Here is a 12,790-nt window from a genome sequence, read left to right on the forward strand (position 1 = left end):
CGCCCGTCACAGGGTGCGCTGGGCGATCCAGGAGGCGTGCAGGTCCGCGTAGACGCCGGGGCGGCTCACCAGCTCGGTGTGGGACCCCCGCTGGACGATGCGGCCCGCTTCGAAGACGATCACCTCGTCGGCGGCCTCGGCGGTGGAGAGGCGGTGGGCGATGGCGATCGCCGTGCGGCCCCGCGTCACGCCGTCCAGGGCGCGCTGGATGCGGACCTCGGTGGCGGGGTCCACGGCCGAGGTCGCCTCGTCCAGGACGAGGAGGTCCGGGTCGGCGATGTAGGCGCGGGCCAGGGCGACCAACTGCCGCTCACCCGCCGAGAGGGACTCGCCGCGCTGGCCCACGGGGGTGCCGAGGCCCTGCGGGAGACCCTCCAGCCAGTCGGCCAGGCCCAGTTCGGTGAGCGCGAGGACGAGGTCCTCATCGGACGCGCCGGGCCTGCCGTAGCGGATGTTGTCGCCGAGGGACGCGTCGAACAGGAAGCCGTCCTGCGGCACCATGACGATCCGCTCGCGCAGCGAGGAGAAGCGGACGCGGTCGAGGGGCACCCCGTCCACCAGGATGCGGCCCGAGGCGGGGTCCATGAGCCGGGTGAGGAGCTTGGCGAACGTCGTCTTGCCGGAGCCGGTCTGGCCGACGATCGCGACGCGGCTGCGGGGCGCGATGTCCGCGTTCACGTCGTGCAGGACGGGCGGGCCGCCCGGGTAGGCGAAGCCGACCGACTCGAACCGCACCTCGATCGGGCCGCGCGGCAGCGTTTCGCCCGCCTCGCCCGGGTCGGCGACGTCCGGGACGGTGTCCAGCACGCCGAGCACGCGGCGCCAGCCCGCGACCGCGTTCTGCGCCTCGTTCAGGACCTCGGTGGCCGTCTGCATCGGGCTGACGAACAGCGTGACCAGGAACAGGAACGCGATGAGCTTCCCGGCCGACACCTCCCCGGCGATGCCGAGCAGGGTGCCGGCGACGACGACACCGGCGGTGGCGACGGCGGCGACCAGTTCGGTGACCGGGAACGTCAACGCGACCATCGCCTGCGCGCGGGTCTGCGCCGAGCGGTACGCCTCGACGGTCTCGTCCACCCGCCGGCCGGTGCGCTCCTCCGCGGCGTACGCGCGGATGACCGGGGCGCCCACGACGGACTCGCCGACCGCGGCCAGCAGGTCGCCCATCCGCTCCCGAACTCCGAAGTACGCCGCCGACAGGATCCGCTGGAAGCGGCGCAGCGCGAACGCCAGCGGCAGGAACGCCGCCCACACCAGCAGCGCCAACGGCCACGAGTAGACGGCCATCAGCACGCTCGCCACGAGCAACTGCCCGATCGAGACGATGAACATCAGCCCGCCGGACTGCATGAACTGGCTGATCTGGTCGACGTCGCTCGTCACCCGCGACACCAGCGCGCCCCGCCGCTCCCCGCTCTGGGTGAGCATCGACAGGTCGTGGACGTGCCGGAACGCCCGCACCCGCAGCCCCGCGAGACCGCCCTCGGAGGACCTGTAGAGCCGCACGTTCATCAGGTACGCGCACACGGCCGTCACCAGCACGGCCGCCGCGCACAGCAGCACCGCCGTCCGGATGAAGGCGATGTCGGGGCCGTCCGGGCGGCCGAGGCCCTTGTCGATCGTCTGCTGGACGGCGATGGGCACCACCACGCGTCCCGCCGTCGACGCCAGCGCGAGCGCCAGCGTCCCGGCCAGGCCCGCGCGGAACTCCGGGCTCAGCCGCAGCCCGCGTCTCAGGGTGCTGATCGCGCCCTCGGCCGCCGCCGTGCCGTTCAGGACCGTCATGCCAGTGCCTCCTCGCCGCCTTCGACCGCCTCTTGCTCCGCCTCGGCCCGCTCGTAGGCGTTGACGAGGTTGCGGTAACCCTCCGGGCCCTCCAGCAGCCCGGCGTGGGTGCCGCGCGCCACGACGCGGCCGTGCTCCATGTAGACGACCTCGTCGGCCAGCGCGATCGTGGCCTTGCGGTAGGCGACCACCACGACGGTCGCGCGGCCCGCCTCGTCCGACCGCGCCTCCCGCAGGCTCTGCAGGATGCGCGCCTCCACCTGCGGGTCGACGCTGGACGTCGCGTCGTCCAGGACGAGCAGCCGGGGCCGCCGCACCAGCGCGCGGGCCAGCGCGAGCCGCTGCCGCTGACCTCCCGACAGGGTCGCCCCGCGCTCGCCCACCTTCGTGTCGAGCCCGTCCGGGAGCGCCGCGACGAACCCCTCGGCCTGGGCGAGCCGCAGCGACTCCCAGACCCGCTCGTCCGGGACGTCCAGGCCGAGCGTGACGTTGCCGCGCACGGTGTCGTCGAACAGGAACGTCTGCTGCGGGACGAGCGCCGCCGTCGCCGCGACCCCGCCGCGCCGGACGTCGCGCAGGTCGACGCCGTCCAGCAGCACGGCCCCGTCCGCCGGGTCGACGAGCCGGACCAGCAGCGAGGTGAGCGTCGACTTGCCGGACCCCGTCGGGCCCACCACCGCGATCGTCCGGCCCGGAGTCGCCGCGAACGACACGTCGTGCAGGACGCGGCGCTCACCGTCCCCGTTCTCCTCGGCCGTCTCGTAGGCGAACCGGATCTCGCGGACCTCCAGCTCGGTCGCCCCGCCGGAGCCGCCCAGCACCCCGTCCCCGTACGGGAGGGAGCCGCTCGCGTCCAGCACGCCGCGGACCCGCTTCCAGCCGACGACGCTGCGCGGCACCTCGCCCAGCACCCAGCCGAGCGCCCGGATCGGCCACGACAGCAGCGTGAACAGGTAGGCGACGTTCACCAGGTCGCCCGGCGACATCGCGCCGGACTCCAGCCGCACCGACCCGATCAGCAGGACGGCGAGCACACCGAGGTTCGGCAGCGCCTCCAGCACCGGGTCGAACAGCCCGCGGATCCGGCCGACCGCGATGTTGGCGTCGCGCAGCGCCTCGGCCCGCTCGGCGAAGCGCCGGGTCTCCGCCGCCTCCCGGCCGAGGGTCTTGACCACCAGGCCGCCCTCGAAGCTCTCGTGCGCCACCTCGCTGACCTCCGCGCGCAACTGCTGCGCCCGGGTCGCCACCGGTGACAGCCGGCGCTGGTAGACGATGTTGATCAGCGCGACGGCGGGAAAGACCAGGAAGCCGACCGCGGCCACCACCGGGTCCGTCACCAGGATCGACACCGCCGCGATCAGCAGCATGAACACCACCCCGACCGCCATCGGCAGCGGCGCGATCGGCGCCCACACCGCCTCCACGTCGGCGTTGGCGTTCGACAGCAGTTGCCCGGTCGGGTGCCGGTGGTGCCACGCCAGTGGCAGCCGCAGGTACTGCCGGGTCACCGAACGGCGGTAGGACGCCTGCAGCCGGTACTGCATGAGGCCCGCGTAGAACCGGCGCCCCGCGACGCCGAGCGCCTTCAGCGCCGCCACCGCCATGATCACGGCGGCGGCCCCGGCCAGTGCCCCGGCCGTCGTGTGCCCGGCCGCGAACGCCGGCAGCACGACCTTCTCCGCCGCCCAGCCCAGCACCCGCGCGGTCGCCACGGTCATCGCCGCGTACAGGGCGCTGGCGAGCACCGACACCGTGAACACCCGGGGCTCGGCCTTCACCGCCACCCACAGCACGCCCATCCCCTCCCTGAGCACGTGTGGGCTGACGCGTCTGGACGCAGGTGGCACGGCGACTCCTCGATCACGACGGTGCCCGGGACAGGCCCCCGAGCGACCGCGCCAGGGGGTGTACCGGGCCTGCCCATTGCCTACCATCCGGCCGCGGCGCTTATTCCCGGCGGTCCCCGGACGGCTTACGATCACCAGATGAGCACCTCCGAGGACGGCCCCGCCGAGCCGGGGCCCGTCCGCCGCGAACGGCTGCTGCTGGCCGCCGCGCTGGCGCAGGCGGGACCGGACGCGGCCACGAAATGCGCCGGCTGGACCGCCCGCGACCTGGCGGCCCATCTCGTCGTCAGGGAGAACCGCCCGGACACCGCCCCCGGAATACTGCTGCCCCCGCTGTCCTTCTACACCGAGCGTGTTCGGCGCCGTACGGCGCGGTCCGTCCCGTTCGACCGGCTGGTGGAACGCTTTCGGGACGGACCGGCGAAGTTCTCGCCCTACGCGCTTCCTGGAGTCGACAAAATCGCGAACGGTGTCGAGTTCTTTGTTCACCATGAGGACGTCCTGCGCGCACGTCCCGACTGGGAGCCGCGGGAGATCTCCCCGGAACTCCGGGAAGTGCTCTGGCGACGGATAAAAATTGCCCGCTTTGTCCTAAGAAAGGTTCAGGTCGAGGTAACGCTGGTGCAACCGGACGGCCGGAGCCTGCGGGTGCCGGCGCACGGCCGGCACCCGCGCGGAGCCGTGCGCGTGCACGGCCCGGTCGGCGAACTCGTCCTGTGGGCGCTGGGCCGCCGGGACGTCGCGAACGTCCGTATCACCGGGGACACGGGCGCTGTCAAGGGCCTGACCGAGGTCGGTTGGAGTCTTTAACGGGCAGGTAACGGCAGGGTTCGCCAAGAGAAGAATCACGTGCCTTGCGGCTCCTCCGCTTTACGGCGGAGCGGTGATACTGTGGGGCGGTCGGTTGCAGTCGTGGTTCTCGATCGTGCAGACGCCCGCGGACTGATGGCAGCGGGCGTTTTGGCTTTTCCGGGACCGTACCGGGGGCGAGAGCGTTCCGCAGCGACCGCACGGGCCCGCGAGGTGTGGGCCCAGGTTTTGCCGCAAGGAGAAAGACATGCCCCAGCAGGGCACCGTGAAGTGGTTCAACGCCGAGAAGGGCTTCGGATTCATCGCCGTGGACGGCGGCGGTCCGGACGTCTTCGTGCACTACTCGGCCATTCAGAGCTCCGGCTACCGCACGCTGGACGAGAATCAGCGCGTCCAGTTCGAGGTGACGCAGGGCAACCGAGGCCCGCAGGCCGACCAGGTCGTCCCCCTGTAACACCCGATAGCCGTACGTCCGGGCCCGCCCCCTCCGCCGGGGGAGCGGGCCCTTCGTGCCGGTGGGGGCCGTCGCCCGCAGAGGTCGGAGGCGGACGCGGCTGCAATAAACTCTCGGTCATGTCCGTACGACCGTCCAGCAATCTGGACCCGAAGATCGCAGCTCGACTGAAGCGCGACCCGAACGGGCTCGTGCCCGCCATCGCCCAGCAGTACGACACCGGCGAGGTGCTCATGCTCGGCTGGATGGACGACGAGGCCCTGCACCGCACCCTCACCACCGGCCGCTGCACCTACTGGTCGCGCAGCCGGCAGGAGTACTGGGTGAAGGGTGAGAGCTCCGGCCACCAGCAGTGGGTCAAGTCGGTCGCGCTGGACTGCGACGCCGACGCCGTGCTGGTGAAGGTCGACCAGGTCGGGGGCGCCTGCCACACCGGCGACCGCACCTGCTGGGACGCCGACGTCCTTCCCGCCGTGGTCGGGGAACGCCCTGACCCGACCTCATGACACCCGGGCGTGAACGCGGACTGACGGCGCTGCTGTGCGCCACCGGCGCGGGCCTGGTGCTGCTCGCCGCCGGGCGCGGCTGGGCCACCGTCAAGGCCGAGGACGCCATCACCCCGTTCACCCAGACCCTCACCGGCGGCGACCTCGGCGGCGCGGCGGGCGCCCTCGGCTGGGCCGGCCTCGCCGGGCTCGCCGCCCTGTTCGCCACCCGCGGCCGGGTGCGCGCGGCCGTCGGCGTCCTCATCGCGCTGTTCGGCGTCGGGATCGCCTGCGCGTCGGCCGCCGCCGTCCGGCGTCCGAACGTGCTGTCCGCGGCCGGCGACAAGAGCGCCCTGCTGAAGCTCGGCGCCGACCCGGCCCTGCACGTGAACCTGTGGTGGACGGTCTCGGTCGCCGGCGGGATCCTGCTGGTCGCCGCCGGTCTCCTCACCGCCGCCCGCGGGACGCGCTGGCCCGGCATGTCGGCCCGCTACGAACGCGCAGCCCCGCGCGGGCCCGCCGCGAAGGAAGCCGCCGTGCCGGACGACCCGTCCGCGATGTGGCGCTCCCTGGACCGCGGTGAGGACCCGACCGCCCGGCGGAACGGGCGGTCATGAGCACCGACGGTGGCGGTGGCCTCGTCCTCGTGATCGAGCACGATCCCGCCGTCGCCGAGTTGCAGCGCCGCTACCTCTCCCGGGAGGGCTTCGACGTCGAGATCGAGGCCGACCCCGGCCGGGCGCCCGCCGCCGCCGAACACAGCCGCCCCGACGTCGTCGTCCTCGACCTGTCCACCGCCGCGCTGCCGGCCGACCTCTACCGGCGCGTCGCCGACGCCGCCCGTCCCGCGCCGGTCGTCGCCGTGACCGGCCCCCTCGACCCCGCCGCCGCCCGCGTGCTCGGCGACCACCACATCGCCCGCCCGTTCGGCCCGCGCGCCCTCGTCGGCGCCGTCGCCGAGGCCCTCCGCCGCGGTACCCCCGCCGCCGCGCCCGCCCCCCTGCGGGCAGGCTCCATCGCCCTCGACCCGCATGACCGGATCGCCGTCGTCGGCGACCGCCGCGTCACCCTCACCGTCACCGAGTTCGACCTCCTCGAATACCTCATGGCCAACCCCGGCCGCGTCTTCACCCGCGAGCAGCTCCTCGACGCCGCGTGGGGGCCGGGCGCCGGCGCCGGAAGCCGCACGGTCGACGTCCACATCGCGCAGCTCCGCGCCAAACTCGGTGAAGGGAGCCCCATCCGGACCGTCCGCGGCGTCGGTTACGTCCTGGACGGGTGAGGGCGCTCGGGGGGGTGTCGCCTATCGTGGACCCCGTGACTGGCGTATCCGTCCCACCACAGGAGCACGCGCACGGACCGGCGCGGCACGGACCGGCGCGGCACGGACCGGCGCGGCACGGACCGGCACGGGCGCTCCTGCCCCAGGCGGCGGTGCTCGGCGGCGTCGTCGCCGGAACCCTGATCGTGGCGTTCCGGGGCGACCCCAACGAGGCGGGCCACTACCCGAGCTGCCCGTTCCTGATGATGACCGGGTACTACTGCCCCGGCTGCGGGATGACGCGGCTCGTCTACGCGCTGGCCCACGGCGACGTGGGCACCGCGTTCGGGTTCAACCCGCTGCTGTTCCTCATGCTGCCGGTCTTCGCCTACCTGTACGTGAGGTGGACGGTGATGACGGCGCAGGGGCTGCCCATGCGGACCGTCCTGTTCAAGCCGGCGGTGGTGTACTCGTTCGTCGGCCTTCTGATCGTCTACTGGGTCGTCCGCAACCTGCCGTTCGCGCATGTACTCGCGCCCTGAGCGCCACAAGCCCGCCGGACGGCCCTCCCGGGTGGGGAAGGCGTCCGAGGGGGCGGCTACGATCGGTGCACGGAACGACCTGAAATAGGGGGCCTGCGACCTTGAGTGTTTTGGACGAGATCATCGAAGGCGTCCGGGCCGATCTCGCCGACAGGCAGCGCGAGGTCCCGCTCGACGCCCTCAAGGAGAAGGCCGCGAAGGCCCCGGCCCCGCGGGACGCGCTCGGGGCGCTGCGCGGTCCGGGCGTGACGGTCATCGCCGAGGTCAAGCGCAGCAGCCCGTCCAAGGGCGCGCTGGCCGCGATCGCCGATCCCGCCGCGCTCGCCCGCGACTACGAGGCCGGCGGCGCCAAGGTGATCAGCGTGCTGACCGAGCGGCGCCGGTTCGGCGGCAGCCTGGACGACCTCGCCGCCGTCCGCGCGAACGTCGACGTCGCCGTCCTGCGCAAGGACTTCATCGTCACCTCCTACCAGCTGTGGGAGGCGCGGGCGGCGGGCGCCGACCTCGCGCTGCTGATCGTCGCCGCCCTGGAGCAGGACGCCCTCGTGTCGCTGGTCGAGCGGGCCGAGTCCATCGGGCTGCTGCCGCTCGTCGAGGCCCACACCGAGGAGGAGGCGGCCCGCGCCGTCGACGCCGGCGCCAAGGTCATCGGCGTGAACGCCCGCGACCTGCGCACCCTGCAGGTCGACCGGGGGGTGTTCGCCCGGGTCGCGCCGACCCTCCCCAAGGAGGTCGTCAAGGTCGCCGAGTCGGGGGTGCGGGGCCCGCACGACCTGCTCGCCTACGCCTCCAGCGGCGCGGACGCCGTGCTGGTGGGGGAGAGCCTGGTCATCGGCCGGGACCCGCGGGCCGCGGTCGCCGACCTCGTCGCCGCCGGCGCCCATCCGGCGCTGCGGCAGGGCGGCTGACCCGCGTTGCCGGGACGCGGGGGCGTTCCCGCCGGCGCTGGCCGGGCCGGGCCCGCGGACTTGATGGACGGACTCGATAGGGTCTCGATAGCCGGACTCGATAGGGTGAGGGGCATGCAGGTCGAACCGCTCCGGGAGCGATGGCGGGGCTAGTCGAGGACCCCACCGATCCGACGGCCACTTCTCCCACGACAGGACGCGTTTACCCATGACCATGGACACCGCCGCGCGCGGTGCTGAAGCCGTACCCGACGCCACCGGCCATTTCGGACGCTTCGGCGGCCGGTTCGCGCCCGAGGCGCTGATGGCGGCGCTGGACGAGTTGACCCACGAGTTCGAGGCGGCCAAGCAGGACCCCGCCTTCACCGCCGAACTGGAGGACCTGCTCGCGAACTACGCGGGCCGTCCCAGCCTGCTGACCGGGGCCGAGCGCTTCTCCGCGCACGCGGGCGCCCGCGTGCTGCTCAAGCGCGAGGACCTCAACCACACCGGCTCCCACAAGATCAACAACGTGCTGGGCCAGGCGCTGCTCACCCGCCGGATGGGCAAGTCCCGGTTGGTCGCCGAGACCGGCGCCGGCCAGCACGGCGTCGCCACCGCCACCGCCGCCGCGCTCCTCGGCCTGAGCTGCACCGTCTACATGGGCGAGGTCGACACCGAGCGGCAGGCGCTCAACGTCGCCCGGATGCGGATGCTCGGCGCCGAGGTCATCCCGGTGAAGACCGGCAGCCGCACCCTCAAGGACGCCTGCAACGAGGCGTTCCGCGACTGGGTCGCCACCGTCGACCACACCCACTACTGCATCGGCTCGGTGATGGGCCCGCACCCGTTCCCGGTGATGGTCCGCGACTTCCAGCGCGTCATCGGCGTCGAGGCGCGGCAGCAGTGCATCGACATGACCGGCGCCCTGCCGGACGCGGTCGTCGCCTGCGTCGGCGGCGGCTCCAACGCGATCGGCACCTTCCACGCCTTCATCCCGGACGAGTCCGTCCGGCTGTACGGGTTCGAGGCGGGCGGCGACGGCGTCGCCACCGGCAAGCACGCCGCGACGCTCGTCGGCGGCTCCCTCGGCGTCATCCACGGCATGCGGACCTACCTGCTGCAGGACGACAACGGCCAGACCCTCGACACCCACTCGATCTCCGCCGGCCTCGACTACCCCGGCGTCGGCCCCGAGCACGCGTGGCTGCACGACACCGGCCGCGCCGAGTACCGCGAGATCACCGACGCGGAGGCGATGGAGGCGTTCGCGCTGCTGTGCCGCACCGAGGGGATCATCCCGGCGATCGAGTCCGCGCACGCGCTCGCCGGCGCGCTCAAGGTCGGCGGGGAACTGGGCCCGGACGCCACGATCATCGTGTGCCTGTCCGGACGCGGCGACAAGGACATGCACACGGCCGCCACCTTCTTCGGCCTGATGCCCGAGGAGGAGGGCCGGTGACCGTCCAGACCACCTACGACAAGGCCAAGGCCGAAGGGCGTGCCGCGCTCGTCGGCTACCTGCCCGCCGGGTTCCCCACCTGCGACGGCGCCGTCGCGGCCGCCAAGACCATGGTCGACGCGGGCTGCGACGCCATCGAGATCGGCCTGCCCTACACCGACCCGATGATGGACGGCCCCACCATCCAGGACGCCGTCCACCGGGCCCTCGTCGGCGGCACCCGCGTCGCCGACGTGTTCCGCACGGTCGAGGCCGTCGCCGCCACCGGCGTCCCGACCCTCGTCATGACGTACTGGAACCCCGTCGACCGCTACGGCGTCGACCGGTTCGCCCGCGACCTGGCGTCCGCCGGCGGCTCCGGGCTGATCACTCCCGACCTCACGCCCGAGGAGGGCGGCGAGTGGCTGGAGGCGTCCGACGCCCACGGCCTGGACCGCGTGTTCCTCGTCGCGCTCAGCTCCACCGACGAGCGCATCGAGACGATCACCGGGGCGTGCCGCGGCTTCGTGTACGCGGCCTCGCTGATGGGCGTCACCGGTGCCCGCTCCGCCGTCGACACCGGCGCCCCGCGCCTGGTGGAGCGGACCCGCGCGATCATCGACAAGGCCGGTACCGGGCTGCCCGTCGGGCTCGGGCTCGGCGTCGGCAACGGCGCCCAGGCCGCCGAGGTCGCCGGCTTCGCCGACGGTGTGATCGTCGGGTCGGCGTTCATCCGCCGCCTGCTGGACGCCCCCGACCTCGCCTCCGGGCTGGCCGGGGTCCGCTCGCTCACCGAGGAACTGGCGGCGGGCGTCCGCGCCGGCCGCTGATTCCGGACGGTCCCGTGACGGCGTTCCGGACCGCCGGAGCGCCGTCACGGGAACTCGGCGCGACCGCCGCCGAGTTCATGCTTGTGGTGCCGGTGCCCTCCACTAGGGTGTGTCCGCCGGCGAAGGCGGTTCCGGAAGGATCACGATGACGCAAGAGACGACGGCCAAGAACCGGGCCAAGGCGGCGGCGTCGCCGCCGCTGCCTCCCGCGTGGTTCCAGGTCGCGGCCTGGGTGCTGACGCTCACCGGGCTGGGGATCTCCGTCTATCTGACGATCACGCACTACGACGAGAAGGCGCTGGTGTGCTCGGCGTCCTCGGCGATCGACTGCCACGCGGTCACGACGAGCGAGTACTCCACCCTGCTCGGCGTCCCGATGCCGCTGTTCGGGCTGGCCTTCTTCGTCGCGTTCGGTGCGCTGCTGACGCCGTGGGCGCTGCGCTCGACCTGGCCGCCGCTGCGCTGGGGTCGGGTGGCGAGCGTCGCGGTGGGCATGCTGTTCGTCGTCTACCTCGTCACCGTCGAGCTGGCGATCCTGCACAAGATCTGCCTGTGGTGCACCGGGGTCCACGCCGTCACCGTGCTGCTGTTCCTTCTCGTCCTGGCCGACGAATTCCGACGGGTCGGCCAGGTCGACTAGTCTCGCCGTTACCGCGCCGCAGGGTGGCGGCGCCGGGTCCGCATCCATAGGAGAACCTAATGAGCAAGGCCGCACGAGAGCGGTCCGCGAGAGAGCGCCTGGCCGCTGAGCGCAAGCGGCAGGCGGCGCGGGAGAAGCAGCGGCGGCTGCTCGCCATCGTCCTCGGATCGGTGGTGGCCGTGGCGGTGATCGTGGTCGCGACCGTCCTGATCGTCGACCAGCAGCGCAAGAACGGCCGGGCCGAGGCGCACAAGGGCCCGCTCGCCCCGCTCAGCCGGCAGGCCGACGGCTCCATCCTGATGGCGAAGGCCGGGGTGACCAAGCCCGAACTGGAGATATTCGAGGACTTCCAGTGCCCGGTCTGCAAGCAGTTCGAGGACGCCACCAGCAAGACCGTCCAGGAACTGGCGCTGCAGGGCAAGGTCAAGGTCGTCTACCGGCCGTTCCACCTGTTCGGCGGGCAGCCGGACCCGGTCCGGAGCAACTCGCTGCGCTCGGCGGAGGCGGCGCTGTGCGTCCCGGCCGACAAGTGGATCTCCTACCATGACGCGCTCTTCAAGTTCCAGCCCGCCGAGGGCCAGAAGGGCTTCTCGCCCGACGACCTCGTCAAGTGGGGCAAGGACGTCGGCGTCACCGACCCGAACTTCGAGAAGTGCGTCCGGGACGGGCAGAAGAAGTCCACGGTCGACGCGATGACCAAGTACGCGTTCCAGGACCGCGGCGTCCAGGGCACGCCGACGGTGTTCCTGGACGGCAAGAAGCTCGACCAGGAGCAGTTCATGAACCCCGCGGGGCTGCGCGTGTCCATCGACGCCGCCCGCGCGGCCGGGAAGAAGTGACCCCGCCGGGCGAGTGACCCCGGCCCGGCGCTTCCGGGCGCCCCGGCCCGCCGCCCCCGCTACGCTCGTAGGTGCATGGAAGTACGCAGAGTAGTGGCCGATCGGGGGATCGATGAGCGAGCAGGGCAGGGAGCCGACCGCACGGCGGCGGCTCGCGGAGGAACGGGCACGGGCGGCGGCCCGGGGACGGCGGCGGCGCGCGCTGCTGGTCGTCCTCGGCGCCGTCGCCGCCGCGGCGGTCGTGGTCGTGGTGGTCGTGGTCGCGCTGTCCGGCCGGGGCGGCTCGCCCGCCCCCCGCGGCTACCAGGGCGCGCTCGCGCCCGCGACCCGGCAGCCGGACGGCTCGGTCGCGATGGCGCAGCCGGGGGTGAACGCCCCCGTCCTCGACGTCTGGGAGGACTTCCAGTGCCCGGCGTGCAAGGCGATGGAGGCCCGGCTCGGCGGGACGATGAAGCAGCTCGCCGCGGACGGCCGGCTCAAGGTCGTCTACCGCCCCTTCCAGCTGTTCCAGCAGGAACCGCTGATGTCGAACTCGCGGCGGGCCGCGAACGCCGCCGCCTGCATGCCCGCCGGTCATTGGGTCAAGTACCACGACCGGCTCTACGCCGAGCAGCCCGTGGAGGGGGACAAGGGCTTCGAGCCGCAGGAACTGATCAGGTGGGCGGCCGACCTGGGCGTCACCGACCCGTCCTTCGCCTCCTGCGTCAACGGTGAACAGCAGATGAAGACCGTGAACCAGGCGAGTGCCCAGGCCGGGAGGGCCGGGGTCGACTCCACCCCGTACCTGGCGCTGAACGGGAAGAAGGTCGGCAACGATGTTCTCGGCTCGCCCGACGCACTGAAGAAGGCCGTCGCGAAGGCCGGCGGCAACGCGCCCACGTCCGGCGGCCCGCGGTCCAGCGGCGCGGCGACCGGCGGGCGGGACGGCACGTCGCAGGCCGCGGCCTCGTTGCGGTGGTAGAGAGG

At 73.0% G+C, this 12,790-nt stretch carries 14 protein-coding genes; 12 read left to right on the forward strand and 2 right to left on the reverse strand.

The window, feature by feature from the left end; all coding sequences use genetic code 11:
• Positions 1-6 precede the first annotated feature (6 nt).
• Together ACQP1N_RS13485 and ACQP1N_RS13490 are read right to left on the reverse strand one after the other, a co-directional pair.
• On the reverse strand, positions 7-1,788 hold the full coding sequence (locus ACQP1N_RS13485; protein WP_433231573.1) for an ABC transporter ATP-binding protein: 1,782 nt from the start codon (positions 1,786-1,788) through the stop codon (positions 7-9).
• Complete coding sequence (locus tag ACQP1N_RS13490; protein ID WP_433232695.1) at positions 1,785-3,587, reverse strand: ABC transporter ATP-binding protein; 1,803 nt, start codon at positions 3,585-3,587, stop codon at positions 1,785-1,787. The genes ACQP1N_RS13485 and ACQP1N_RS13490 overlap by 4 nt, the downstream gene beginning before the upstream one ends.
• Before the next feature lie 186 nt (positions 3,588-3,773).
• Between ACQP1N_RS13490 and ACQP1N_RS13495 the strand changes: the two genes are divergently transcribed.
• From ACQP1N_RS13495 to ACQP1N_RS13550, 12 genes are all read left to right on the forward strand, one after another.
• Positions 3,774-4,445: a TIGR03085 family metal-binding protein gene (locus ACQP1N_RS13495; RefSeq protein WP_067795712.1), complete on the forward strand. Its 672-nt coding sequence runs from the start codon at positions 3,774-3,776 to the stop codon at positions 4,443-4,445.
• A gap of 247 nt (positions 4,446-4,692) precedes the next feature.
• Positions 4,693-4,899 carry a cold-shock protein gene (locus ACQP1N_RS13500; RefSeq protein WP_018657218.1) on the forward strand — a complete coding sequence of 69 codons (207 nt, stop codon included), beginning with the start codon at positions 4,693-4,695 and terminating at the stop codon, positions 4,897-4,899.
• A 119-nt stretch (positions 4,900-5,018) separates the two neighbouring features.
• Entirely contained in the window at positions 5,019-5,405 is a 387-nt protein-coding gene (hisI, locus tag ACQP1N_RS13505) for a phosphoribosyl-AMP cyclohydrolase (RefSeq protein ID WP_067795709.1), read from the forward strand.
• Positions 5,402-6,001, forward strand: coding sequence for a Trp biosynthesis-associated membrane protein (locus ACQP1N_RS13510; protein ID WP_067795706.1), 600 nt, complete (start codon positions 5,402-5,404; stop codon positions 5,999-6,001). The genes hisI and ACQP1N_RS13510 overlap by 4 nt, the downstream gene beginning before the upstream one ends.
• Entirely contained in the window at positions 5,998-6,666 is a 669-nt protein-coding gene (locus ACQP1N_RS13515; protein WP_067795704.1) for a response regulator transcription factor, read from the forward strand. The genes ACQP1N_RS13510 and ACQP1N_RS13515 overlap by 4 nt, the downstream gene beginning before the upstream one ends.
• A gap of 35 nt (positions 6,667-6,701) precedes the next feature.
• Positions 6,702-7,187: a DUF2752 domain-containing protein gene (locus ACQP1N_RS13520; protein ID WP_433231576.1), complete on the forward strand. Its 486-nt coding sequence runs from the start codon at positions 6,702-6,704 to the stop codon at positions 7,185-7,187.
• A 101-nt stretch (positions 7,188-7,288) separates the two neighbouring features.
• A complete protein-coding gene (trpC, locus tag ACQP1N_RS13525) occupies positions 7,289-8,095 on the forward strand; it encodes an indole-3-glycerol phosphate synthase TrpC (RefSeq protein ID WP_067795701.1) in 807 nt (268 codons plus the stop codon).
• Between the two features lie 208 nt (positions 8,096-8,303).
• Positions 8,304-9,536, forward strand: coding sequence for a tryptophan synthase subunit beta (gene trpB, locus ACQP1N_RS13530; RefSeq protein ID WP_433231578.1), 1,233 nt, complete (start codon positions 8,304-8,306; stop codon positions 9,534-9,536).
• A complete protein-coding gene (gene trpA, locus ACQP1N_RS13535) occupies positions 9,533-10,345 on the forward strand; it encodes a tryptophan synthase subunit alpha (protein ID WP_067795696.1) in 813 nt (270 codons plus the stop codon). Before trpB ends, trpA begins: the two co-directional genes overlap by 4 nt.
• A 145-nt stretch (positions 10,346-10,490) precedes the next feature.
• Positions 10,491-10,985, forward strand: a complete 495-nt coding sequence (locus ACQP1N_RS13540; RefSeq protein ID WP_433231582.1) for a vitamin K epoxide reductase family protein — start codon at positions 10,491-10,493, stop codon at positions 10,983-10,985.
• 59 nt (positions 10,986-11,044) lie between these two features.
• On the forward strand, positions 11,045-11,824 hold the full coding sequence (locus ACQP1N_RS13545) for a DsbA family protein (protein WP_433231585.1): 780 nt from the start codon (positions 11,045-11,047) through the stop codon (positions 11,822-11,824).
• A gap of 112 nt (positions 11,825-11,936) precedes the next feature.
• Positions 11,937-12,785, forward strand: a complete 849-nt coding sequence (locus tag ACQP1N_RS13550) for a DsbA family protein (RefSeq protein WP_084262742.1) — start codon at positions 11,937-11,939, stop codon at positions 12,783-12,785.
• The last annotated feature ends 5 nt before the right edge of the window (positions 12,786-12,790 follow it).

Source organism: Actinomadura formosensis, from assembly GCF_050948385.1.
GTDB classification, from domain to species: domain Bacteria; phylum Actinomycetota; class Actinomycetes; order Streptosporangiales; family Streptosporangiaceae; genus Spirillospora; species Spirillospora formosensis.

Bases quoted from the DNA above. Each gene is read 5' to 3' on its own strand.
- ACQP1N_RS13485 (WP_433231573.1), bottom strand. From the start codon at position 1,788: ATGACGGTCCTGAACGGCACGGCGGCGGCCGAGGGCGCGATCAGCACC.
- ACQP1N_RS13490 (WP_433232695.1), bottom strand. From the start codon at position 3,587: ATGGGCGTGCTGTGGGTGGCGGTGAAGGCCGAGCCCCGGGTGTTCACG.
- ACQP1N_RS13495 (WP_067795712.1), top strand. From the start codon at position 3,774: ATGAGCACCTCCGAGGACGGCCCCGCCGAGCCGGGGCCCGTCCGCCGC.
- ACQP1N_RS13500 (WP_018657218.1), top strand. From the start codon at position 4,693: ATGCCCCAGCAGGGCACCGTGAAGTGGTTCAACGCCGAGAAGGGCTTC.
- hisI (WP_067795709.1), top strand. From the start codon at position 5,019: ATGTCCGTACGACCGTCCAGCAATCTGGACCCGAAGATCGCAGCTCGA.
- ACQP1N_RS13510 (WP_067795706.1), top strand. From the start codon at position 5,402: ATGACACCCGGGCGTGAACGCGGACTGACGGCGCTGCTGTGCGCCACC.
- ACQP1N_RS13515 (WP_067795704.1), top strand. From the start codon at position 5,998: ATGAGCACCGACGGTGGCGGTGGCCTCGTCCTCGTGATCGAGCACGAT.
- trpB (WP_433231578.1), top strand. From the start codon at position 8,304: ATGACCATGGACACCGCCGCGCGCGGTGCTGAAGCCGTACCCGACGCC.
- ACQP1N_RS13540 (WP_433231582.1), top strand. From the start codon at position 10,491: ATGACGCAAGAGACGACGGCCAAGAACCGGGCCAAGGCGGCGGCGTCG.
- ACQP1N_RS13545 (WP_433231585.1), top strand. From the start codon at position 11,045: ATGAGCAAGGCCGCACGAGAGCGGTCCGCGAGAGAGCGCCTGGCCGCT.
- ACQP1N_RS13550 (WP_084262742.1), top strand. From the start codon at position 11,937: ATGAGCGAGCAGGGCAGGGAGCCGACCGCACGGCGGCGGCTCGCGGAG.